The sequence below is a fragment of the Streptomyces adustus genome, assembly GCF_009377175.1.
Taxonomy (GTDB): Bacteria; Actinomycetota; Actinomycetes; order Streptomycetales; family Streptomycetaceae; genus Streptomyces; species Streptomyces adustus.
This window is the reverse complement of record NZ_VJZD01000099.1, coordinates 1-23089: the sequence shown is the minus strand read 5'-3', so window position 1 is coordinate 23089 and position 23089 is coordinate 1. Positions and strand designations below refer to the sequence as shown.

19 protein-coding genes and 1 tRNA gene are annotated in these 23089 nt (G+C 71.1%); 2 read left to right on the top strand and 18 right to left on the bottom strand.

What is annotated here, in order from left to right; translation table 11 throughout:
* Positions 1-283: 283 nt before the first annotated feature.
* The 10 genes from FNH09_RS23500 to FNH09_RS23455 form a co-directional block, all read right to left on the bottom strand.
* Entirely contained in the window at positions 284-754 is a 471-nt protein-coding gene (locus FNH09_RS23500; RefSeq protein WP_152891195.1) for a hypothetical protein, read from the bottom strand.
* A gap of 15 nt (positions 755-769) precedes the next feature.
* Positions 770-964 (bottom strand): hypothetical protein, encoded by a 195-nt coding sequence (locus FNH09_RS23495; protein ID WP_202919735.1) that lies wholly within the window; start codon positions 962-964, stop codon positions 770-772.
* On the bottom strand, positions 961-1263 hold the full coding sequence (locus FNH09_RS23490; RefSeq protein ID WP_152891193.1) for a hypothetical protein: 303 nt from the start codon (positions 1261-1263) through the stop codon (positions 961-963). The genes FNH09_RS23495 and FNH09_RS23490 overlap by 4 nt, the downstream gene beginning before the upstream one ends.
* The gene (locus tag FNH09_RS23485; RefSeq protein ID WP_152891190.1) at positions 1260-1484 is read right to left on the bottom strand and encodes a hypothetical protein; all 225 of its coding nucleotides are present in this window, start codon (positions 1482-1484) and stop codon (positions 1260-1262) included. The genes FNH09_RS23490 and FNH09_RS23485 overlap by 4 nt, the downstream gene beginning before the upstream one ends.
* Positions 1484-2023, bottom strand: a complete 540-nt coding sequence (locus FNH09_RS23480; RefSeq protein WP_274390262.1) for an HGGxSTG domain-containing protein — start codon at positions 2021-2023, stop codon at positions 1484-1486. Before FNH09_RS23480 ends, FNH09_RS23485 begins: the two co-directional genes overlap by 1 nt.
* Before the next feature lie 97 nt (positions 2024-2120).
* The gene (locus FNH09_RS23475) at positions 2121-2555 is read right to left on the bottom strand and encodes a hypothetical protein (protein WP_152891185.1); all 435 of its coding nucleotides are present in this window, start codon (positions 2553-2555) and stop codon (positions 2121-2123) included.
* Between the two features lie 62 nt (positions 2556-2617).
* A complete protein-coding gene (locus tag FNH09_RS23470; RefSeq protein ID WP_152891183.1) occupies positions 2618-2938 on the bottom strand; it encodes a hypothetical protein in 321 nt (106 codons plus the stop codon).
* A gap of 51 nt (positions 2939-2989) precedes the next feature.
* Positions 2990-4588, bottom strand: a complete 1599-nt coding sequence (locus FNH09_RS48770) for a DEAD/DEAH box helicase family protein (protein ID WP_162468982.1) — start codon at positions 4586-4588, stop codon at positions 2990-2992.
* A gap of 325 nt (positions 4589-4913) precedes the next feature.
* Positions 4914-7595: a bifunctional DNA primase/polymerase gene (locus FNH09_RS23460; RefSeq protein ID WP_152891181.1), complete on the bottom strand. Its 2682-nt coding sequence runs from the start codon at positions 7593-7595 to the stop codon at positions 4914-4916.
* Positions 7596-7794: 199 nt separating this feature from the next.
* Positions 7795-8109 (bottom strand): helix-turn-helix transcriptional regulator, encoded by a 315-nt coding sequence (locus tag FNH09_RS23455; RefSeq protein ID WP_338017663.1) that lies wholly within the window; start codon positions 8107-8109, stop codon positions 7795-7797.
* 66 nt (positions 8110-8175) lie between these two features.
* Between FNH09_RS23455 and FNH09_RS23450 the strand changes: the two genes are divergently transcribed.
* Together FNH09_RS23450 and FNH09_RS23445 are read left to right on the top strand one after the other, a co-directional pair.
* Complete coding sequence (locus FNH09_RS23450; RefSeq protein WP_238427009.1) at positions 8176-8898, top strand: helix-turn-helix domain-containing protein; 723 nt, start codon at positions 8176-8178, stop codon at positions 8896-8898.
* On the top strand, positions 8891-10084 hold the full coding sequence (locus tag FNH09_RS23445) for a tyrosine-type recombinase/integrase (protein WP_152891177.1): 1194 nt from the start codon (positions 8891-8893) through the stop codon (positions 10082-10084). The genes FNH09_RS23450 and FNH09_RS23445 overlap by 8 nt, the downstream gene beginning before the upstream one ends.
* A gap of 103 nt (positions 10085-10187) precedes the next feature.
* Here the strand turns inward: FNH09_RS23445 and FNH09_RS23440 are convergent.
* From FNH09_RS23440 to FNH09_RS23405, 8 genes are all read right to left on the bottom strand, one after another.
* Positions 10188-10261, bottom strand: a tRNA-Thr gene (locus FNH09_RS23440).
* A gap of 107 nt (positions 10262-10368) precedes the next feature.
* Positions 10369-12030 (bottom strand): alpha/beta hydrolase, encoded by a 1662-nt coding sequence (locus FNH09_RS23435; protein ID WP_152891175.1) that lies wholly within the window; start codon positions 12028-12030, stop codon positions 10369-10371.
* 112 nt (positions 12031-12142) lie between these two features.
* Positions 12143-13348 (bottom strand): DNA polymerase III subunit delta', encoded by a 1206-nt coding sequence (locus FNH09_RS23430; RefSeq protein WP_152891173.1) that lies wholly within the window; start codon positions 13346-13348, stop codon positions 12143-12145.
* A 189-nt stretch (positions 13349-13537) separates the two neighbouring features.
* Positions 13538-16747 (bottom strand): dTMP kinase, encoded by a 3210-nt coding sequence (tmk, locus tag FNH09_RS23425; RefSeq protein WP_152891171.1) that lies wholly within the window; start codon positions 16745-16747, stop codon positions 13538-13540.
* A 247-nt stretch (positions 16748-16994) separates the two neighbouring features.
* The gene (topA, locus tag FNH09_RS23420; RefSeq protein WP_152891169.1) at positions 16995-19829 is read right to left on the bottom strand and encodes a type I DNA topoisomerase; all 2835 of its coding nucleotides are present in this window, start codon (positions 19827-19829) and stop codon (positions 16995-16997) included.
* Positions 19830-20071: 242 nt separating this feature from the next.
* Positions 20072-20272 (bottom strand): hypothetical protein, encoded by a 201-nt coding sequence (locus FNH09_RS23415; protein WP_152891167.1) that lies wholly within the window; start codon positions 20270-20272, stop codon positions 20072-20074.
* Between the two features lie 398 nt (positions 20273-20670).
* The gene (locus FNH09_RS23410) at positions 20671-22209 is read right to left on the bottom strand and encodes a DUF7059 domain-containing protein (RefSeq protein ID WP_162468981.1); all 1539 of its coding nucleotides are present in this window, start codon (positions 22207-22209) and stop codon (positions 20671-20673) included.
* 115 nt (positions 22210-22324) lie between these two features.
* On the bottom strand, positions 22325-22936 hold the full coding sequence (locus FNH09_RS23405) for a small secreted protein (RefSeq protein WP_152891165.1): 612 nt from the start codon (positions 22934-22936) through the stop codon (positions 22325-22327).
* Positions 22937-23089 lie beyond the last annotated feature (153 nt).

Sequence of the window (23089 nt, the reverse complement as noted above, 5' to 3'; positions counted from 1 at the left end):
TGCGGCCCCCTCGGGGTCATGCGGCGGACGGGCCGCCGCTGTCAGTGGGGGCGAGGCGCTCCCTGAGCGCCGCACGGAACCGGTCCGGCCCCTCGGGCGCTGGCTGCCGCTTCGGGACGGCCCTGGCCGCCACAGTGGCCGCCCAGCCCACCGATCCCGGGCGCGAGGCAGCACGCGCCTCAGCCAGATCCTCCGGGTCAACCTCCCGGCCTTGCACACGGGCGAGCAACACTCGCTGCCACGCCGACGGAGTCTGCTTCTCTGCCACGGTGTTCTCCTTCTGTCAGCCGAGGGATTCGGGGAGACTGTCGACGACCTCGCGCAGCAACGACACCGACAACATGGCCCGCTGGCGGCCGGGCGCCTCGACGCCTCGTTCGGTGTTGACGAGCGGCTTTCCGGGGCGCACCGACGCGTACACGGAGGCGTGGCCGGCCGCTGCACGCAGTTCGGCTTCCGCGGTCGCCAGGGCTTCGCGGGCCTTCTCCACGCATGAGGCGTATGCCGCGGCCGAGTGGTCCCGCATCGGGGTCGGGCTCTGCCGGGTCGCTTCGAGCAGGGCCGTATGCGCGACAGCAGCCTCGCGGGCGGCTTCCTCGGCGGTGCCGGTCAGCTTGTGCCGCTCGGGGATAGGCGCGCGAGTCACCGCCTGGTGGGCGTCGAGGCCCCGCCGCTGCGCTTCCTGGAAGGACACGAGCAGGGGGCGCAGCTGCTCCGGGAGCTGCTCGGGGGCGAGTTCAACTCGGGTGGTCATGGTTCTCCTTGGGGTTCAGGCGCCGGAGGCGCTGAGGGTCTGGTTATCGAGGGCGGCCGCGGCAAGGCGGCGGAGTTTGGCTGCGTGCCGGCGAGCGAGCCCGGCCCGACGCGCTGCCGCGAGCTCGACGCGGCGTTGCTTCTCCTGCTCGGACCGGGCGCGGGCCTCGGCTATGCGCCGCTGCACCTCGGCTTCCACGTGGGATGTCACAGCGGCTCACCCCGCAGCTCGGCCTCGACGGCAGCGTTCCGGGCCTGCGCCTCCGCGAGCGCAGCATCGAACTCCCGCCGGTACTCGGCCGCCTCCGCGGGCGTCGCGACCCGGTGCTCGTCCAACGGCGGCACCGTCATACCCAGCCGCTGCCGCGCCTCGACGACCATGCGGTAGATCTCCGGGAGCTCCACCGTGCCCAGCTCGCACGCCGGACCGTGATGGACGCACAGGGGCTCGCCGCCACTCGGCCGCCCGAACTCCAGCCAGTCGGCGGCCTGGCCGAACACGCCGCTCACCGCAGCCACCCGCCCTCGACACCGACGATCTCGTAGGTCATCGCCGAGCCCGCGCCCACCAGAGTGAGCCGGTAGGCGTCCTCGCCCTGCCGCTCGTAGGCCCGCACACCGTCGGCCGACCACAGCAGCGCCCCATATGCGGCGGCCTCCGCCAGGGCCGACTGCTCGCCCGGCCGGCCGCGCTCAAGCCAGTCCGCGGCCACGTTCAGGAAGTCGCCCATCAGCTCGCCACCTCCAGCACGCGCAGGTGCCGGGCCGCCGCCCGACGGCCCTCGATGGCCTGCTCGCCGGTGATTCCGACCGCCGCGAGTGCCGCCTCGACAGCGCCGATCACCGCCTCCGCTTGCCGTTCCGATACCGCGGTCAGCCGCTCGTCGATGTTCAGCCGCGCGATCGCCGACAGCACGTTCGCGGCCCGGTCCATGGCCCGCTCGTACAGGACGACCTCAGCCCGGAGCTGCTCGCCGCTGCCGCCCTGGTAGCGGATGCTGTCGAGCTGATTGACCAGCGCGGCCGTCGCCTTCTGCCAGGCGAGGACCTCCCCGCCGAGGCGCAGCAGCGCGGCGAGCGGGTCCTCGACCGGCGGCGTGCCGAGTTCGGCGAGCAGCGCACGCGCCTGGCCCTCGACCTGCCGGCGGGCCGCCGCGGTCTTGGCCTGGGGGCTGGCACCGCCGTGCATCCGGCAGCGGGTCGCTGCGGTCATGGGCGGGTTGGAGCAGGGCGAGCCATCTCGGCATCGGGCCCCGCACGTGGTCTGCATGGGTTCCTCCCGGAGGTTGTTGCATGGGGTTGGCAGGTGCCGGTTGGTGTAAGGGGTGCGGGCCCGGCCGCCGCGTGGACGACCGGGCGAGGGTGGGTCAGTCCTCGGTGCCGGTGCCGGTGCCGTTGGCGCCGCTGAGGTCCTCGACGACAGCCAGGTCCAGGGCGGCGGCGGTGTCGCCGAGCGCCGTGAGGATGTCCTCGTCGAGCTTGGTGCCGAAGACGTGGACGACCTGGTTGATGGCGGCTGCCGCGTAGGAGCGGCCAGCGACAGCGAGGGCCGCGTACAGGGCTTCCTCGCGGGCGGTGACTTCGGGCTGCTCTTCGTGGTGGATGGCCTGGTGGTACCTGGTGGCGTAGGCCTCCGTGGCTGCGCCGAAGACGCGGTGGAAGGCGAGCAGCCGGTGCGGGTCGTTGTCGTCGCCGTGGTGGGTGGTGAGGACGAACTGGGTGACGGGTTCGATGGTCTGCGGCTTCAGATCGAGGTCGGTCATGAGGTTCTCCTTCTGCTGGTCCGTGACCGTTACGGTCACGACTGGAATGCTGGGTGGGTGGCCGGCCCGTCTCCCGCGGGCCGGCCGTTCGCGCGTGCGGGTCAGACGGCGTGCAGGTGGCGGTACTCGGTGATCTCGTGGGTCGCGAAGGTCATCACGTGCTCGTGCGCGGCGCCGGACTGGCACGGGTGCGGGCAGTCGAATCGCACGAAGTAGTGCGGGCCGGGGCAGCACAGCGAGCCGTCGCCGTTGTGGTCGGGGTCGGTCGGGGTGCAGTGGCAGGTGCTGCAGAACGGGGTGCTGGGTCCGGTGATGACGCCCTCGACGGGGGGTTCGGTGGGGCCGTTGATGTACTCGATGGGGCAGAGGCTGATGGCGGGGACGATGACGCGGTCACCGGGCTTGTAGGTGGTGGGCTGCATCGCGTTCTCCTTCGGGTTGGCCGGCCGCCGGGTGGCGGCCGGAAGTCTGGGTCAAGCTGCGTGGGCGTAGCCGTCCAGCCGGGTCGATGCCTGCTGCACTGCCTGAAGGTCCGACACCTCTCCGGCAGTGGCGTCCGGGGGCACGGGGATCCGCTTGAAGCGGCAGTAGTTCAACTGCTTCGGCGACGGTGGACGCTGGCGCCATCCCGCACCCCGGATCGCCAGATGCCGGGCGGCGCGCTGCGCGTACAGCTCGGCCCACTGCATCGCGAACTCCAGCGGGTACTCGGGGTCCGGGGACGGGGCCCGCACGCCCTCTGCGGGCGTTGAGCGGCGGATCCGGTACGAGCCCGGTTCGTCGCCCGGTACGAGGAAGTACAGGGTGTCGCCGGCGGGGACGAACCACGTGCCGCCGCTGGTGCGCAGCCACCGCACGGCGGAGTCGTCGAAGAGGCTGATGTCCTGCCAGTCGACCGCGACCGCGCGCAGCCCCGACAGGGCGTCGGGGTCGTCGTTGAGGGCTGCGGCCGCGAGAGATTCCCCGTCCTTCACCTCCAGCTCGCGCTCGGTGAGGTCGGCGAGGGTGGCGAGCTTGTGCCGGGTCGCCGCGCCCATGACGTCGAGAACCAGGGCATCCCGCTTACCAGGCCACGGGCGTAGCACCCTGCCAACCATCTGCACGTAAAGGGCAGCGGACTTCGTGGGGCGAGCGATGACCGCGCACGACGCCCGCGGCGCGTCCCATCCCTCGGTCAACAGCATGGCGTTGGTCAGCACTTGGATCTCGCCGTCCGCGTAGGCCTTCAGGGTGGAGGCCCTGTCTTCCTTGGACATGTCGCCCCAGACGGCGGCGGCGCGGATGCCGCGGGCTTGCATGACCTCGGCCATGGTCTGCGCGGTCTCGACGGCCGGTACGAACACGACGCCCTGCCGGTCTGCGGCGAATTCCGTGTACGCCTCGGCGACTACGCCGGCTGCGTTGGACTCGTCGAGGGCCCGAGCAAGTTGCCCGTCCTGCAGATCGCCGTTCCGGGTCTTGACTGTGTCGAGGTCGAGGTTGTCGACGACGACGCGCTTTCCGCGGACGTTGACGAGGTGCCGGTCGGCGATCATTTCGAGGATGTCGCGCTTGTAGACGATGTCCTGCCAGACGTTGGCGAGGCCGCCGTCCTCGCGGTGCATGGTGGCGGTGAAGCCGACGCACGGCGTGCCGCGGTCGAGGCAGCCGAAGTGTTCCAGCACGCCCATGTAGGTGTCGGCCGCTGCGTGGTGGGCCTCGTCGACGATGACGAGGCCGATGTCGGTAAGGGGTTCGCGGCGGTGGGGGCGGGCGAGGGTCTGCACGGATCCGACGATGATGTCCGCACCCGGGTGTTCGTCGCGTTCGGCCTTGACGATGCCGACGTTGAGTCCAGGGGCGACGGCGCGGATCTTGTTCGCGGCCTGCTCGATGAGTTCGCCGGTATGGGCGATGACGAGGGTGCGAATGCCGCGGGTGCGCTGCTCGGCAGCGAGGTGGGAGAAGACCACGGTCTTGCCGCCACCGGTGGGGAGCAGGACGGCGGGGCGCGTGCACCCGTCGCTGATGGCGCGGTACACGGCGTCGATGGCTGCCCGCTGGTACGGGCGGAGGGGAAGCGCTTCGGGCACGGGGATCACCTCGGTCCTGCGGGGTTCTGCGGGGAAGTTGCGGGGATGTCTGCGGGGAAGTTGCGGCTTGGCCGCATGGCCGCTGACCTGTGCTTCTGCGGGGTTTGCGGGGTTGTGCGGGATGTTTCTTTAGGCCGCCATATAGGGAGCCCTTCACCGCTGATGTGCCGCACGCAGATGTGTGTTGCATGTGGGGTCTGCGTGACGCTCCCGTATGCCCGGGGATAGCGGGCAACTCCGCACATCCCCGCATCCCCGCATCCCCGCAGGTCAGAGGCGATGCGGGATCCCCGCAACTTCCCCGCGGGTTGCGGGGATGTGCGGGTCATCGGCCACCCTCGTACTTCTCGACGCGCCACAGGTTCTGCTTCCGGTGGGTGTCGTAGACGAGGCTGATCTTCAAGTTCTCGAAGTAGCGGCCCTGCCTCGCCTTGAGCCAGTGGCCGAGCTGCTTGGGAGACGGCGCGTCGCCGTTCTGGAGGCGCGGGACTGCGTCCTTGAGGCCGAGCAGTTCCTTCGTGGTGACGGTCCGGGCATTGAGCTCGGGCGTGCTGTACCAGGCCGTCAGGAACGCGGCCCACTCCAGGGTCTCGTCATCCATCGTGGCCGTCGCCGCGTCTCGGTTGGCCAGCCAGCCGGGTACGTCGAGGTAGTCGAGGATGCCCGCCACCGTTGACGCCCATCGGGAGTAGTCGCCCATGCGGGTCGTGATGGTCTTGCCGCCGGCGGCGAGCCATCCGCGGACCATGGTCACGAGGGCGGCGACGACGGTGGAGGCGTTCTCCTCCAGCCACTGCCGGAGGTCGCCGACGGTGAAGTTGTCGCGCTGGTCTGGGTTGGGGCAGTTGGGGTCGAGGCGTACCCAGAGGGTGCGGCGTGCGTTGTCCCCGCCGGTGCTCAGGTTGTTGCCGGTGAGCACCCACAGCCTGTCGTTGGGGATGGTGACGGAGCTGGTGCTTCCGAGCAGGCGGTCGCTCCAGGTGGCCGAGGTCGCCAGGGACGACAGAATCGGCGACTTGATGACGTGCCCGTTCGGCAGGTTGTCCATGGCGATGACGGGGTCGCCGCAGTCCCACAGCTTGGCGGTGACGGCCTTCCGTAGTTCGGCGTCGTTCTCGGGCCATTGCGTCACGGCGAGGCCGTAGATGTAGCCGAAGGCGTCCATCAGCAGGGTCTTGCCGGATCCCTGGGAGGTTCCGGTGATGACCAGGAGCGGGGTCGGTCCGGGGACGTAGTGGCGGATGATCGGCGAGAGCAGGGCCCCCAGGTACTGCGCCCGGTCGGAGTCCGCCACGAAGGGGAAGTCCGCGAGCATCTGGCCGAGGACGACTTTCTTGGCCCGCTCGACGGATTCCTCCGTCACGTCTGCCTGGAGTCGGCGGAGCGGCACCTTGGGGTGCATGTACAGGCCTGTCAGGCGGTCGTACCCGACTGCCTGCACGATGGTGCCGTCCGGGCGCACGACGGGTGCCGTGACGATCCCGCGCAGCGGCATGAGTGGCCAGTCGCGGCGGCCGAGGATGGTGCCGCAGGTCTTGGGCATCACCAGCGCGCGCTCCTCCTTCAGGCCCTGGGTGATGGGGTCGGGGACGACGGCGTAGGTGAGGACGTACTCGGCGAGGTAGGCGCGCAGGTTGTCGGTGCCCAACTGCTTGACGAGCGGGTTGCCCTGGTCGTCCGTGAAGACCCAGCACGGGCCGCTGGAGCGCTTGTACAGGCCGGGCAGTTGCTCTGCGGCCATGACGGCGAGGATCCCCTCGATGGCCTCGGCCTCGTTCGTGATGTCCAGCTCGGGACGCTGGCCGGCCACCCGTAGGCGTGCGCCTTGGTCCTCGGTCTCGTCGGGCGCGATGTCGGGGTCGAGTGCTGAGGATCCGTCGCTGAACTGCGAGGAGACGACGGTCAGTCGGCGCCGGGTGGGCTCTGACCCGTATCCGCGGCGGCGGAGTTCTCCGGCTGCCTGCTTGAACGCGGACAGTGTGGTGGCGCCCTGGGTGAGCAGGGTGTAGGCCGCGAACTTGTCGTAGGGCGTCTCGGCTTCGAAGGCGGTCGAGGTGCTGAAGACGTACAGCCGGTCCCGGTCCTTGGCGTAGCCGGTCGTCGCGGAGATGCCCCGGCTCTTGCCCTTGCGCCGCCAGTAGGTGACCTGCCCGCGCGTGAAGATGGGATCGAAGTCGTCCCCGATGATCTCGGGCCAGTCGGCCTTGGCCTCGAAGTCGTCGCCGGGGCGGACGGCGCCGGGCGGCAGCTCGCGCTTGGGGCGCGGCGCGGTCTTCGCCTTCTCCTCCTGCGGCAGGGCGTCGACCGCACGGCAGAGGGCATAGACCGCGTCGAGGTCTTCGGGGCCGAGTACGGGCATGGTGGAGGGCCCGCCGGAGATCCGGACGTAAGGCTTGCCGCTCGGGTGCACGGCCCCGTGCGACGGGGCAATCACGACGAAGCCGCCCTCGCCGCGGGTCTCGATCAGTACCCGCACGATCTTCGAGTTGGGCTTCTCCCGGAGACGCTGCCGCTCCTGGTCGGTGTACTCGTCTTCGCGGGCCGGCCGGGAAGCCAGCTTCTGGTTCCCGGCTGCGGGCCGCCCGTCGACGACGACCTTGAAGTGGACGCCGCCCGACGGGGACTGGTCTGCCCAGCCTGTGGTGACGGCCTGCCACAGCTCGCCGAGCCCGGAGTTCTCGGCGAGCTCGGTGACCTCATCGAGCAGCCCCTCCACAATGGCGCGACCTTCGAACTCGATCAGTTCGACGTTGCCGGAGACGCCCCCCATGACGGCACCAATGCCGGTCCGGCGGCCGTCACCGAACCAGCGGTCATGCTCCTCGGGTGTAGATCGGGTGGTCTTGTACGGAGTCCACGACCGGACGTCAGGGGCCTTGCTGCCGTCTTCCTTCACGGGGAGCGGGCAGAGGCCAGCGTCATCAAGTTCGCGGGCAACCTCGCGCAGGGTGAGTTCCTCGGCCGTCTGGTCGACGGCGACGCGCTCTGAAGTCGTTCGGTCGGTCACGCTGAAGTCCTCGTGAAGAAGGCGGCCGTCACAGTTCGGTCGCGCGCTGATCTGGACGGAGACGAACCGACGGGGCGTGCGGCGCCGTTGGCCTCACAGACGTGCCGGGGCTGCCATACGATGGCGTCGGCTTCGCCCGCTGCGGTGCCTTCACGAACCCCGGGAGCTAGGGACTCTCGGGGTTCGCTGCTGTTCTGGGTCATGCCGCGCGCTGCCCTCCAACCTTGACGGTCTGGGCTTCGAGCCAGCTCTCGATGCTGCTGCGCCTGTACTTGATGCGACCGCCGCGGCCAGGGGACAGCTTGATGAAGTCCGGTCCCGTGCTGCACCAGCGCCAGTTAGCGAGGAGCTGCGGGCTGAATCCGTAGTCGGCATGGACCTGCTTCGGAGTGAGTAGTTCGTCCTTCTTGGCCTTCTCGATGGCTGCCTGTACGGCTGCCTGTACGGCCCTCTCGTGCATCGCTATCCCATCTTTAGTGTTCACAATGAACACTGATTTAGATACAGTGAACACGTGGCAGAGACGAAGGTAGCACCCCAAGGAGAGAAATGGACATCCATGCGCCATACGCTGTTGTTCATGACGGACGAGAAGCGCCGACCGCGCCCCGCAGCCCAGTACGGCCCCATCGCGAAGGCTGTAGCGGAGAACGTTGAGCGGATCCGGAAAGCCCGCGGCATGACGATCTACTCGCTGTCGGGCGAGCTGGACAAGGTCGGCCGGCCAATCGCTCCGTCGGCCATCGCTAAGATTGAGCGACAGCAACGGCAGGTTCCGGTTGACGACTTGGTGGCCCTTGCTGTCGTCCTCAACACTTCCCCGGCTGCGTTGCTCCTGCCCTCCGTCTGGGGCGACGTGCCAGTCGAGTTGACCAGCGAACGCCAGGTGGCTGCGCGTACCGCGTGGCGCTGGATCCGCGGGCTGTCGCCTGCCAGCGACTACGGGGTGATCCCCTCCGAAATCGTCGTAGGCCCAGACGACGACTCATGGGAGGACGAACTCGACCGGAAGTATTGGCAGATGCGGCAGGACTACGACGCCGTGACGCTGCCTCCTGAGCTCCGGCGAGTGCGTCAGCATCCGGCGAGCCGCGACGTCGACGCCGCCAACCTTCAGGTGGAACGCCTTGTGCGCATGGTTGGCGGGAAGGCAGGCGACGAAGCCTTCGAAGACCAACTGTCCCGCGCTCGGAGCGCGGTCGACCGGCTGGCAACGGAACTGGAGCGGCTCCCAGAGGAACGGGAGCGCATCAAGGCAGATCGTGCGCGCCGACAGGCGCAGGCGGAGGGATCCGATGGCTAGGGTCTGGATCGAGGATCGCGCGAACCACGCCGACTACCAGCAGGCCATGGAGAAGTGGCAGGCCTCGAAGAGGGACGGCGAGAAACGGCAGCCACCCGGCCGGTGGCGCGTCCGCTGGTACGGGCCGGACGGAAAACCGAAGGCCAAGACGTTTGGAAAGCTCCCCCAGGCCGAGGCCGAGAAGGACGCGATCACCGCCCGGCTCGACAAGGGTTCATACCGTGACCCGAAGTCGGGCAAGGCCCCGGTAAAGGTGGTTGCCGAGGAGTGGTTCACGGCGAAGCGAAAGATCGGCCGCACCACCCGGCGGGACTACCGAGACCTGCTCGACAACTACATCGTCCCGCGGTGGGGTGACTGGCAGGTCGGGGCAATCCAATGGGAGGACGTCTCCTCGTGGCTGACCGAGCTGGAGACGAAGCCGGGGAAGTCCGGCAAGCAGCTGGGAGCCGCCCGCATCATCAAGGCGTACCGGGTGCTGGCCATGGTGATGAAACACGCCGTGTTCTCGAAGCGGATCTCTACCAGCCCTTGCCACGACCATGAACTTCCGCGGCCGGACGACGAGGACGAGCACGTCTATCTAACCTTTGACCAGTTGGAGCGTCTCGCCCTGGCGGCCGGCGAGTACCGGCTGATGATCCTCACCCTGGGGTACTGCGGGATCCGCTGGGCGGAGGCGTCCGCCGTGAAGGTGGGGCGCTTGCAGGTGCCGCAGCGCCGTATGCGGATCGTGCAGAACTACACCGACGTGAAGGGCGTGCTTGCGCTCGGTCCGGTGAAGAACCACGAGAAGCGGTCCGTGCCGCTTCCCCGGTCGTTCGCGAATGAGCTGGGCGACCTAGCCAAGGGGCGAAAGGCCGACGATCTCCTGTTCACGGCACCGGAGGGCGGCCCGCTCCGATACGCCAACTTCCGATCTAGGGTCTTCGACCCTGCAGTGAAGGCGGCTGGCCTGGAGGGCATGGGCATCACGCCGCACAAGCTGCGGCATACGGCTGCGTCGCTCGCGATCGCGAGCGGGGCGGACGTGAAGGTGATCCAGCTGATGCTCGGGCATCGGGATGCGTCGATGACCTTGAACGTCTACGGCCACTTGTTCCCGGACCGGCTAGACGAGGTGGCCGACGCGCTCGACGCCGGCCGAAAGGTCGCACTGGCTCTGGCAGATGCGTCGCTCAACTAGGTCAGGCAGTCGAACCAGGGTGTACTGAATGCGTACAGGCCCCCGATGATCCATTCACCGGGGGCCTGTCGCGTACCGCTCTTGACCAGCGGTTTCACCTCTGAGCCGCCTTCGGGATTCGAACCCGAGACCTACGCATTACGAGTGCGTTGCTCTGGCCATCTGAGCTAAGGCGGCGTGCTGTCCGCACCATGGTGCGATCGGCAACGTCGGTAAGTCTACACAGTTTCGTGGGGTGCTTCGTACCGGCCCCGGAGCGGGGGCTCCGAGGCCGGTGATCAGGGCTACGAGCAGCGCTTTCCCTCGGTCGGAGGGGTGCCGTCGAGGAGGAAGGTGTCGATCGAGGAGTCGATGCACTTGCTGCCGCGGCCGTAGGCGGTGTGGCCGTCTCCCGCATAGGTGAGGAGGCGCCCCGAGGACAGCTGGGCGGCCAGGGCCTGGGCCCAGCGGTACGGGGTCGCCGGGTCCCGCGTCGTGCCGACCACGACGATCGGGGGCGCGCCCTGCGCCTGGACGCGGTGCGCCTCGCCCGTGTGCTTGACCGGCCAGTACGCGCAGTTCAGGGCGGACCAGGCGAGGGTCGGGCCGAAGACCGGGGAGGCCTTCTCGAAGGCGGGCAGGGCCTGCTCCACCTGCGCGGGGCCGTCGAACGCGGGCGGGAGGTCCAGGCAGTTCACCGCCGCGTTGGCGAACATCAGATTGCTGTAGTGGCCCTGGGAGTCGCGTTCGTAGTAGGTGTCGGACAGGGCGAGCAGGCCGGCACCGTCGTTGTCCTTCATCGCCGAGTCCAGCGCCTCGCGCAGCTGCGGCCAGGACCCCTGGTCGTACATCGCGGTGATCACGCCGGTGGTGGCCAGGGCCTCGCCGAGCTTGCGGCCGTCCGGGTCGCCCGTGGGGATGGGGTGGGCGTCGAGCTTCTGGAGGAAGGCCTTGAGGCTGTCGCCGATCTGCTCGGGTGTCTTGTCCTTGCTCTCCAGCGGGCAGTCGGGCTGCCGCACGCAGTCCTTCGCGAACGACTGGAAGGCCGTCTCGAAGCCCGCGGTCTGTTCGAGGTTCGTCCGGTACGAGGACAGCTCCGGGTCCAGCGCGCCGTCCAGGACCATCCGGCCCACCCGCTCGGGGTACAGGCCCGCGTACGTCGCCCCGAGGAGCGTCCCGTACGAGGCCCCCAGGTAGTGCAGCTTCTCGTCGCCCAGCAGCGCCCGCAGGATGTCCATGTCCCGGGCCGCCTCCACGGTGGAGACATGGCGCAGCAGCCGGGGGGAGTTCCGGCCGCAGCCCTCGGCGAACTTCTTGAACGCGGCGACGAGCGTGTCGACCTCCCGCTGGTCGTCGGGCGTGACGTCCGTCTGCGTGTACGCGTCCATCTGCGGGCCGTCGAGGCACACGATGGGCTCGCTGCGGCCCACGCCCCGCGGGTCGACGGCGACCATGTCGTAGCGGGCGCGGACCTCTGCGGGGTAGCCGATGCCGGCGTACTGCTGGAGGTAGTCGATCGCCGAGCCGCCCGGTCCGCCCGGGTTCACCAGCAGCGAGCCCAGCCGCGTCCCCGGTCCGGTGGCCTTCTTGCGGGCCACGGCCAGCTTCACGTCACCGGCGGCGGGATCGGCGTAGTCCAGCGGCGCCTTCATCGACGCGCACTCGAAGCCGGGGACACCGCAGGCGCGCCAGCTCAGCTTCTGCCGGTAGTACGACGCGAGCGCGGCGGGCGTGGCCCGGGGCAGCGCGGTCAGCGCCGGCTCCGCCGCGGTGGTTGCCTTGGCCGCGGTGGCCGCGGCGGTCGTGGTGGTCCCGGCGCTCGTCACTCCCCCGGGGGAGCACGCGGAGACGAGCAGGGCCGCGACGCCGAGCAGGATGCCGGCGCCGCGCGTCGTGGCGGTGCCGGTGACTCGGAAGCGGTGCCGGGGGTTTCGGCCGGTCGGACGAGGGGCGCGCCTGGTCTGCATCAGGCGAGACTAACTCTGTGCGACGTCACGGATGCGCTTCGCACACGATGTGCGACCGTACGGGTTACGCACGGGTCGTGCCGTCGACCCGCGGGTGTGCGAGTCGTGCGCCTCAGCCCGATCTGAGGGCCATCGTCATCGCCTCCACCGCCAGCAGCGGCGCCACGTTCCGGTCGAGGGCGTCACGGCAGGCGCCGATCGCCTCGATCCGGCGGAGGGTGGACTCCGGGCTGCTGCCTCGGGCGAGGCGCTCCAGAGCGTCCTCCGCGTCCGTGTTGGCCAGGGCGATCCGGGAGCCGAGCTGGAGGGCGAGGACGTCGCGGTAGAAGCCCGTGAGGTCGGTGAGGGCGAGGTCGAGGCTGTCGCGCTGGGTCCGGGTCCGGCGGCGCTTCTGCATGTCCTCCAGGTCCTTCATGACCCCGGCCGTGCCGCGCGGCATCCGGCCGCCCTGCACCGCGCCCAGCGCCGCCTTGAGCTCCTCGGTCTCCTTGCCGTCCGTCTCCTCGGCGAGCTGCTTGGCGTCCTCGGCGGCCGCGTCGACCAGTTCCTGGGCGGCCCGGAGGCAGCCTCCGACGTCCTCGACCCGCAGCGGAAGCTTCAGCACGGCGGCCCGGCGCTCGCGCGCGGCCGGATCGGAGGCGAGGCGGCGGGCCCGGTCGACGTGCCCCTGCGTGGCGCGGGCGGCGGCAGCGGCGACGCCGGGCTCGATGCCCTCACGGCGTACGAGCATGTCGGCGACGGCGTCGACCGACGGGGTCCGCAGGTTGAGGTGGCGGCAGCGGGAGCGGATGGTCGGCAGGACGTCCTCCAGCGAGGGCGCGCACAGCAGCCAGACCGTGCGGGGTGCCGGTTCCTCGACGGCCTTGAGGACGGCGTTGGCCGACTTCTCGTTCAGCCGCTCGGCGTCCTCGACGAGGATGATCTGCCAGCGGCCGTTCGCCGGTGACGTGAACGACTTGCGGACCGTGTCCCGCATGTCCTTCACCAGGATCTCCGCGCCCACGGCGGCGACCGTGCTCACATCGGCGTGGGTGCCGACGAGCGCCGTGTGGCAGCCGTCGCAGAACCCGCAGCCCGGGGCCCCGCCGAGGGCGCGGTCGGGGCTCACGCACTGCAACGCGGCGGCGAAGGCCCGCGCCGTCTGGGTCCGCCCCGATCCGGGCGGGCCGGTGAACAGCCAGGCGTGCGTCATCTTCGACGCCTCGGGCGGCGGCGCGGCGGTGGCCGTCGCCGTGACGAAGGCGTCGGCGTCCCGGGCGGCGGCGGCCAGCTGCTCGCTGACCTTCTCCTGCCCGACGAGGTCGTCCCACACGGTCATGGGTCAGGCCGCCCTTTCGTCACATTTCGCGGTGCGGATTCCATTGTGCGGGCAGCCACTGACAGAGCGGCCCGGCACAGGGCCCGGCCTAGGGGAGCCGCCCCGCACCACCCCGTGCCGCCCCGAAAGGTCCCGGAGTCCCGAGGGCGGGAGACCGCCGGGGGCAGAAGCCCCCGGCGGCGAGCGGGCTCAGCGGCCCCGGCCGCCGCGACGGCGTCCCGGCTGGTCGCCGTATCCCTCGTCCTCGTCGCCACGCGGGCCGAGCAGTTCGTCCGCCAGCGTCGGCAGGTCGTCCAGCGGCGTCTCCTCGGCCCAGTCGGGCCGGGGCCGCCGGCGCGGCGCGCCGTCCTCGTCGATCTGCGGCAGCTCACGCGTCCGGTCGTCGCCACGGTCCGCCTGCCGAGCCCGCGGCTCCTGCGACGGCTCGTCGCGGAAGTACCCGGACGGCACCCGGTCCGCGAGGTCCTCGCCGCGCACCGCCGGGAGCACGGCCGTCTCGTCCGCCGCACCGGGGGCGACCGGCGGCAGCACCGTGGTCTCGTCCGCGGCGCCCGGCGGCACCGGCGGCTGCGGCAGCTCGGCCGTCACCTCCGCCTCGGACCCGGTGGAGGACCCGGCCCCGGAGGACCGCGGGTCCTCGGCGTCCCGCTCGCGCACCCGCGGCAGCACCGTCGTCTCGTCCACCGGCCCGCCGGCCGCGGGGGCCGGCTTCACCACCGGCGTCGGCACGGTCGCCGCCTCCGGCGTCACGGCCGCGGCCGACGGCGCCTTCGGCTGCGGTCCAGCCTGCGCGGCGGCCGTGGCCTGCTCGGCGGCCCGGCGTGCCGCCTCCGCCCGCAGCAGGGCCTCCTCGGCCTTGCGCTGCTTCTCCAGCCGCCGGGCCTCGGCCTCGGCACGCAGCCTGGCCTCCTCCTCGGCCTGCTTGCGGCGCCGCTCCTCCTCGGCCCTGCGCCGCGCCTCCTCCTCGGCCCGGAGCTTCTCCTCGGCGAGCAGCCGCGCGCGCTCCTCCTCGGCACGCCGGTGCGCTTCCTCGGCGCGCTGCCGCGCTTCCTCCGCCTGGCGTTCTGCCTCGCGCCGCTGGGCCTCCTCCAGCTCGCGCTGCTTGCGCTCGGCCTCCTCGGCGCGCAGCCGCTCCAGCTGGGCCTGGCGCTCGCGCTCCAGGCGCTCCTCCTCGGCCTTGCGCGCGGCCTCCTCCTCGGCCTTGCGCCGGGCTTCCTCCTCGGCCTTGCGGCGGGCCTCCTCGGCGGCCTTCACCTCGGCCTCGGACAGCGGCAGCATCTGGTCGAGCCGGTGCCGGACGACCGCGGTCACCGCCTCGGGCTCCTGCGCGGCGTCGACGACCAGGTACCTGCCGGGGTCGGCGGCGGCCAGCGTCAGGAAACCGGAGCGCACCCGCGCGTGGAACTCGGCGGGCTCCGACTCCAGCCGGTCCGGAGCCTCGGTGAACCGCTCACGGGCCGCCTCGGGCGACACGTCCAGCAGCACCGTCAGATGCGGGACCAGTCCGTTCGTCGCCCAGCGGGAGATCCGCGCGATCTCCGTCGGGGACAGGTCGCGGCCCGCCCCCTGGTACGCCACCGACGAGTCGATGTACCGGTCCGAGATCACCACCGCGCCGCGCTCCAGAGCGGGCCGTACGACGGTGTCGACATGCTCGGCGCGGTCCGCGGCGTACAGCAGCGCCTCCGCGCGGTGGGACAGCCCGGCCGACGACACGTCCAGCAGGATCGAGCGCAGTCGCTTGCCCACGGGGGTGGCGCCCGGCTCGCGGGTGAGCACGACCTCGTGGCCCTTGGCCCTGATCCAGTCGGCGAGCGCGTCGGCCTGGGTGGACTTGCCGGCGCCGTCGCCGCCCTCCAGGGCGATGAAGAACCCGCCGGTCGCGGGCGCCTGCTCGGGGTCGTCGCCGCCGAGCAGCGCGTCCCGCAGGTCGAGCCGCAGCGGTACGCCGGAGCGGTCGTCGACCTTGGCGAGCACCAGCGCGGCCACCGGCAGCAGCAGCGCGCCGACCAGCATCAGCGTGAAGGCGGCCCCGCCGTGCGCGAACACGAACTTGCCGTTCTCCAGCCGGTGCGGCCCGATGAGCGCCGCGACCAGCGGCGCGATCACCGCGCCGAGGGCCACACAGACCCGTACGACCGCGTGCAGGTGCTCGGTCGTGCGCGCCCGCCGGCTGTCCTCGGTCTCCTGGTCGAGCAGGGTGTGTCCGGTGTTGGCGGACACACCCGCGCCGACACCGGCCAGCGCGACGATCAGCAGCACGCTGGTGACGTCCGGGACGAGCCCGGCGGCCAGCAGCGCCACCCCGGTGAAGGCGACCGTCAGGGACAGCAGCCGACGCCGCGAGAGCGTCGGCAGGAAGGCCTGCGCGGTACGGATGCCGACCACGACACCGCCGGTCAGCGCGAGCACCAGCAGCCCGTACAGCACGGGTCCGCCGCCCAGGTCCTTGGCGTGCAGCACGGACACGGCGACGGCGGCGGCGACCGCCGCGGCGATCGCCGCGCAGGCGAACACCAGCACCGGGATCACGCCCGTGCGGCCGGCGTCGACGCCCGCGGCCGTCCTGGGACGGCGCAGACCCTCCAGCGGCGAGCGCGCACGCGGGGTGCGCACGTCGGGCAGCTCCAGGGCGCTCACCACCGACAGCGAGGCCGCGAACAGCCCGGCCGCGACGTACGAGGCGAGGGCCGCCTGGTGCTGGCCGAACCAGGCGATGCCGGCGCCCAGCAGGTTGTTGACGAGGGAAGCGGCGGCCAGCGTGGCGGCCGCGAGGGGGATCGCGACGAAGCTCGTACGCAGCGAGAGGCGGCGCAGCGCGTCCATGTGGTCCGGCAGCGGCCGTACCGTCGCGCCCTCCGGCGGCGGGGCGGGCAGCAGGGCGGGCGCCGCGCCCTCTCGGCACACCGTCCAGAAGCGCTCGGCGACCCCGGTCACGAACACGGTGACCAGCAGGACCGCGAGCGCGTTGTCGGGCGTCCAGTCGATCCACAGCGGCGCGACGATCAGCAGCGCGGCCCGCAGACCGTCGGCGCCGACCATCGTCCAGCGGCGGTCGAGCGGTCCCTGCTGGGACGTCAGCGAGGTCAGCGGGCCGAGGAGCACGGCACCGAAGAGCAGGGTCGCCAGGATGCGTACCGCGAAGACGGTGGCGACGGCGATGGCCACGCCCCGGTAGCCGCCCCCGAAGGAGCCGAAGGCGATCGCCGCCTGGAGGGCGAGGACGACCAGCACGAGGAGCGTGAGGATGTCCCCCACGCCTCCCACGAGCTGGGCGCTCCAGAGCCGCTTGAGCTGCGGCCGGCGCAGCAGGGCGCGGACGGCGCGCTCGCGGGAGTCCGCCACCAGGGCGTCGTCCGGGGCGGTGTGGTTGGCCGTTGGCTGCTCGGCTCTCGTCATGCTTTCAGCCTATCGGGACCCGCCGACAGCCCGAGGCACACGGCCACACGTGCGCACACCCCGACACCAAAGTGATGCCGAGGCGCGCGTTTCGCGAACCCGCGGTGAAGGAGATCCGGAGGCCGGTGCAACCACGGGGCCGGAGGCCGGCGCACCACAGGGCCGGAGGCCGGCGCACCACAGGGCCGAAGGCCGGCGCACCACAGGGCCGAAGGCCGGCGCACCACAGGCGCACCGGCCCGTCCGGTCAGTCCTCCGTGCTCGTCTTCGAAGCCGTCGCCGTCTTCGCGGCGGTCGTCTTCTTCGCGGCGGTCGTCTTCTTCGCCGCCGTGGTCTTCTTGGCGGCCGTCTTCGTCGCGGTGGCCTTCTTGGCCGGAGCCTTCTTCGCGGGCGCCTTCTTGGCCGGGGCCTTCTTCGCCGTCTTCTTGGCGGGACCCTTGGCACGCTTCTCGGCGAGCAGCTCGAAGCCGCGCTCCGGGGTGATCTCCTCGACGCTGTCGCCGGAGCGCAGGGTCGCGTTGGTCTCGCCGTCGGTGACGTACGGCCCGAAGCGGCCGTCCTTGACCACGACCGGCTTCTCGCTGACCGGGTCCACGCCCAGCTCCTTCAGCGGCGGCTTGGCGGCCGCGCGGCCACGCTGCTTGGGCTGGGCGTAGATCGCCTGCGCCTCCTCCAGCGTGATCGTGAAGAGCTGGTCCTCGGTCTGGAGCGACCGCGAGTCCGTGCCCTTCTTCAGGTACGGGCCGTAGCGGCCGTTCTGCGCGGTGATCTCCACGCCGTCCGCGTCCGTGCCGACGACGCGCGGCAGCGACATCAGCTGGAGCGCGTCCTGGAGGGTCACCGTGTCCAGCGACATCGACTTGAAGAGGGAGGCCGTGCGCGGCTTGACCGCGTTCTTGCCGGTCTTCGGGGTGCCCTCGGGGAGCACCTCGGTGACGTACGGCCCGTAGCGGCCGGCCCTGGCGATGATCTGGTGGCCCGTCTCCGGGTCGGCGCCCAGCTCGAAGTCGCCGCTCGGCTTGGCGAGCAGTTCCTCCGCGAAGTCGACGGAGAGCTCGTCCGGCGCCAGGTCGTCCGGCACGTCGGCGCGCTGGTGACCCTCGGCGTCCTTCTCACCGCGCTCGATGTACGGGCCGTAGCGGCCCACCCTGAGCACGATGTCGTTGCCCACGGGGAACGAGGACACCTCGCGGGCGTCGATCGCGCCCAGGTCGGTGACCAGTTCCTTGAGGCCGCCCAGGTGGTCCCCGTCGCCGTTGCCCGCGTCGGCGGCGCCGGTCGCCTCGCCCTCGCCGAAGTAGAACCGCTTCAGCCACGGCACGGCCTGCGCCTCGCCGCGGGCGATGCGGTCGAGGTCGTCCTCCATGCGCGCGGTGAAGTCGTAGTCGACGAGCCGGCCGAAGTGCTTCTCCAGCAGGTTCACCACGGCGAAGGACAGGAAGGACGGCACGAGGGCCGTGCCCTTCTTGAAGACGTAACCGCGGTCGAGGATGGTGCCGAGGATCGACGCGTACGTCGACGGGCGGCCGATCTCGCGCTCTTCGAGCTCCTTGACCAGGCTGGCCTCGGTGTAGCGGGCCGGGGGCTTGGTGGCGTGCCCGTCGACCGTGATCTCCTCGGCCGTGAGCGCGTCGCCCTCGGCGACCTGCGGCAGACGGCGCTCGCGGTCGTCGAGTTCGGCGTTCGGGTCGTCGGCGCCCTCGACGTACGCCTTCAGGAAGCCGTGGAAGGTGATCGTCTTGCCGGAGGCGCTGAACTCGACGTCCCGGCCGTCGGCGGCCGCGCCGGCGATCTTCACCGTGACGGAGTTGCCGACCGCGTCCTTCATCTGCGAGGCGACGGTCCGCTTCCAGATCAGCTCGTAGAGCTTGAACTGGTCGCCGGTCAGACCGGTCTCGGCGGGGGTGCGGAAACGATCGCCCGAGGGGCGGATCGCCTCGTGCGCCTCCTGGGCGTTCTTGACCTTCCCGGCGTACGTGCGCGGCTGCGCCGGCAGATAGTCGGCGCCGTACAGCTGCGTGACCTGGGCGCGGGCGGCCGTGACCGCGGTGTCGCTCAGCGTCGTGGAGTCCGTACGCATGTACGTGATGTAGCCGTTCTCGTACAGCTTCTGCGCGACCTGCATGGTGGCCTTGGCGCCGAAGCCGAGCTTGCGGCTGGCCTCCTGCTGGAGCGTCGTCGTACGGAACGGGGCGTACGGCGAGCGGCGGTACGGCTTGGACTCGACCGACCGGACGGCGAACCGGGTGTTCTCCAGGGCGGCGGCCAGGGCGCGGGCGTTCGCCTCGTCGAGGTGGAGGATGTTCGCGCTCTTGAGCTGGCCCAGGGAGTCGAAGTCGCGGCCCTGCGCGACCCGCCTGCCGTCGACCGACTGGAGGCGGGCGACCAGGGAGGACGGGTCCGAGGGGTCTCCCGCGCGGCCGGTGGCGAAGGTGCCCGTCAGGTCCCAGTACTCGGCGGAGCGGAACGCGATGCGCTCGCGTTCCCGCTCGACGACGAGCCGGGTGGCGACGGACTGGACACGGCCCGCCGACAGTCGCGGCATGACCTTCTTCCACAGGACCGGCGACACCTCGTAGCCGTAGAGGCGGTCGAGGATGCGGCGGGTCTCCTGGGCGTCGACCATGCGCTTGTTCAGGTCGCGCGGGTTGGCCACGGCCTCGCGGATCGCGTCCTTGGTGATCTCGTGGAACACCATGCGCTTGACCGGGACCTTGGGCTTCAGCACTTCGAGGAGGTGCCACGCGATGGCTTCGCCCTCGCGGTCCTCATCGGTGGCCAGGAAGAGTTCGTCGGAGTCCTTCAGCAGGTCCTTGAGCTTCTTGACCTGGGCCTTCTTGTCGGCGTTGACCACGTAGATCGGCTGGAAGTCGTGTTCGACGTCCACTCCGAGGCGGCGGACCTCGCCGGTGTACTTCTCGGGCACCTCCGCGGCGCCGTTGGGGAGGTCGCGGATGTGCCCGACGCTCGCTTCGACGACGTAGCCGGGGCCGAGATAGCCCTTGATCGTCTTCGCCTTGGCAGGCGACTCGACGATGACGAGTCGGCGGCCGCCCTGTGCGGTCTCGCTGGTCGGGGACAACTTCGCTCTTCTCTCCGGTCGACGCTGGGGCCTCCCCAGGCCTACTTCCCGGGGTCGGGTCATGGTGACGCTGCGGAGTGTGACGGTACATCCCGCCCCCGTGTCAAACGGGAAAAGCCCGCAACGGCCACTCGAACGGTAACCCGACTACCGCCATTCCTGCCGCCCGGAGTGTCCACCTGCCCTTTCGGGGCGATCCGGAGTGTGACCTCCCAGTTACTGGCGGAAGCAGGCCGGGGCGGCTATCGGACGCGGGCGATACACCATGCGGCGAGGACCAGCGAGGCCACTGCGGCGAGACCGGCGAGGGTCGCCGATGCGACCGGGTTCACACCGAGGGCGACGGGTTCGCGACGCCTGACGCGGGTCGCGGTCCACACCAGCAACCCGGTTCCGAACAGGGCGAACACCGCTCCGGTGAAGATCGCCGGCCCGCTCTCCATGGTCTGCCGCGCCCCTTTTCCGCGGCCTTCGACGGGCCGCTGCCAGGAGACTGCCACGCGTGGGCGGCGAGCAGAAGAACCCGAGGTGAACGCCGGGCCGACACGACCGTGATCCCGCCATCGCCCCGGGCCGCGCCGGACAGCGTGTCTTTCCGGTCTTCTTCGCGTCCTCGCGTCTTCGCGTCGCCGCGGGAGTCGACGACGTGATGAAGGACGCGGCCAAGTCGTACGGAGACATGGTCGACGGAACCGGGCCGGGGCGCGCCGCCGCGGCCCGCGACGCACACGCGCGCAGGGGCGTCGTCCGAAGCGTCCGGCGCCGGAGCATGTTGGCCGGTTTCACGTCCCGGAGCACCTGGTCCCGGGATCCCCCGGGACCAGGTGCTCCGGTCCCGGGGTCACCGCTGCGGTTCGAGGAAGCCCTGCTCCACCAGCAGACGGATCTGGGCGGGGGTGCGGTCGCGCAGCAGCACCGGGTCCTCGCCGACCAGTTGGGCGATGGCGTCGAGGATGCGGCCCGCGCTCAGCGAGCCGTCGCACACGCCCGCGAAGCCCGCGCCGACCGTGTCCACCTTGGTGGCCCTGCGCATCCCCCGGTGCTGACGCAGCACGACATGTTCCGGGTCCTCGGCGCCGGGCAGCCCCACCTGCTCCTGGACGATCTCGGCGGCGAGCCTGAAGTGGCCGGCGAGCAGGGCGGCGTCGTCGTGCTCCCGCAGGTAGTCGAGGCGGTCGAAGTGCGCCCGGATCGTGTCACCGAGCGGTTGTTCGACGGAGTGCGGCCACTCCTCCACGGTGACGGACGGCTCGGCGGCCGTCCTGCGCAGGGTGATCCAGCCGAAGCCGACGGCCTTCACCTTGCGCGCCTCGAACTCGTCCAGCCAGGCGTCGTAGCGCGCCTGGTACTCGACCGGGTCGCTGCGGTGGTCGCCCGCGTCCCTGAGCCACAGTTCGGCGTACTGCGTGACGTCCTGCACCTCGCGCTGCACGATCCAGGCGTCGCAGCCGCGCGGGACCCACGACCTGAGCCTGTCCTGCCAGTCCTCCCCCTCCACGTGCTGCCAGTTGGCGAGGAACTGCGCGAACCCGCCCTCGTTCAGCCGCTGTCCCGACTGCTGAACGAGCGTGCGGCACAGATCGTCCCCGCCCATCCCGCCGTCGCGGTACGTCAGCCGGGCGCCCGGCGAGATCACGAACGGCGGATTGGAGACGATCAGGTCGTACGTCTCGTCGTCGCGGACCGGGTCGAACAGCGAGCCCTCGCGCAGGTCGGCGGCCGGTGCGCCGGACAGCGCGAGAGTGAGGGCGGTGATGTGCAGGGCGCGCGGGTTGAGGTCGGTCGCCGTCACCCGCGTGGCGTGCCGGGAGGCGTGCAGCGCCTGGATCCCGGAGCCCGTGCCGAGGTCGAGTGCGGAGCGGACGGGGGTACGGACGGTGATGCCGGCGAGGGTCGTGGACGCGCCGCCGACACCGAGGACCACGGCGTCGTCCGCCTGCCGGCCCCGCCCGCCGATGCCGCCCGCGCCGCCGACCGCGCAGCCCAGGTCCGACACGATGAACCAGTCCTCGCCGTCGGGTCCGCCGAACGGCCGTACGTCCACGGTCGCGGCGACCTCGTCCCCGCCTGCGCGCACCAGCCAGCCGCTCTCCAGACACGCCTCGACGGGCAGCACACCCGCCACGCGCGCGTGCGGCACCGGCTGCTGGAGGAGGAACAGCCGGACAAGCGTCTCCAGCGGCGTGTCCCCACGGGTCGCCCGGAGCGCGGGGACGGTCTCGCTGCGTGCCAGCGCCGTGTACGCGGGGGCGCCGAGCAGTTCGAGCAGTCCGTCGGCGGTGAAGGAGGCGCCGAGCAGGGCGTCGCGCAGACCGGCGACGACGTCGAGGCGGTCCGCGGAGGGCAGGGGGATGAGGGTGGAGTCGGTGGAGTTGCTCACGTCCCCATTGTGTCCGCTCCGGATCGCGACCGCTCCGGATCGTGCCCGGAGGCCTCGGCACGCGCGCGTACCGAGGCCTCCGGGCAGGCTTTGAGGCGGATGGGAGCAGGCCGGGTCAGCCCGTCGTCGCCGGCGCCGACGACGACGCGGCGGACTTGCAGCTCGCCTGCTCGGCCATGGCCTTGCCGACGTCACCCGCTTCCAGGTCCTTGAGGGCGCCGTTGCCGTTCTTGCTCAGCTTGTCGAGCTCGGAGGCGACGTCCTTCAGGCCGTCGGCGAACTTGGCCTGGTCCTTCGTGTCGAGCGCGTCGACCTGCTTCTTCAGGGAGGCGTACGACGCCGAGATGTCGTTGAGCTCCTTGACCGCGCCCTGCTGCTTCTGCGCGGCGTTCTTGGCGTCCCCGCTGTCCGGCGCCCCCGCCTGGTCGACGGCGGCACCGATCGCCTTGTAGGCGTCCGACATGTCCTGGAACGCCTGGGAGTCGGTCTTCTGGACGTCCTCCGGCGCGCTGTTGTCCGAAGTCTGCTTCTGGATGGCGGCGTTGGCGGCCGCGATCTTCTTGGCCTGCGGCTGGACGGAGTCGCAGACCTGCTTGGCCCAGGCGCTCAGCTTCGCGCTGCCGCCGTCGTCGCCGCTGCTGCTGCATCCCGACAGCGCCATTGCCAGTACCGCACCGCCGGACAGCGCGGCCGCGAGCTTCTTGTTCACCGGATTGGTCCCTTCCATGGCTCTCGGCCCCGGAACATACACGGCACGCGGACGACAGGGCCTCGACGAATGCCCCTTATGTGCATTGATGCAGCCATTTGCACCAAGTGAGAGAAGGCTCACGAGTGGGGGCGCGAACACGTACAAGGGCGGGCGGCGGCGCGTCGACAC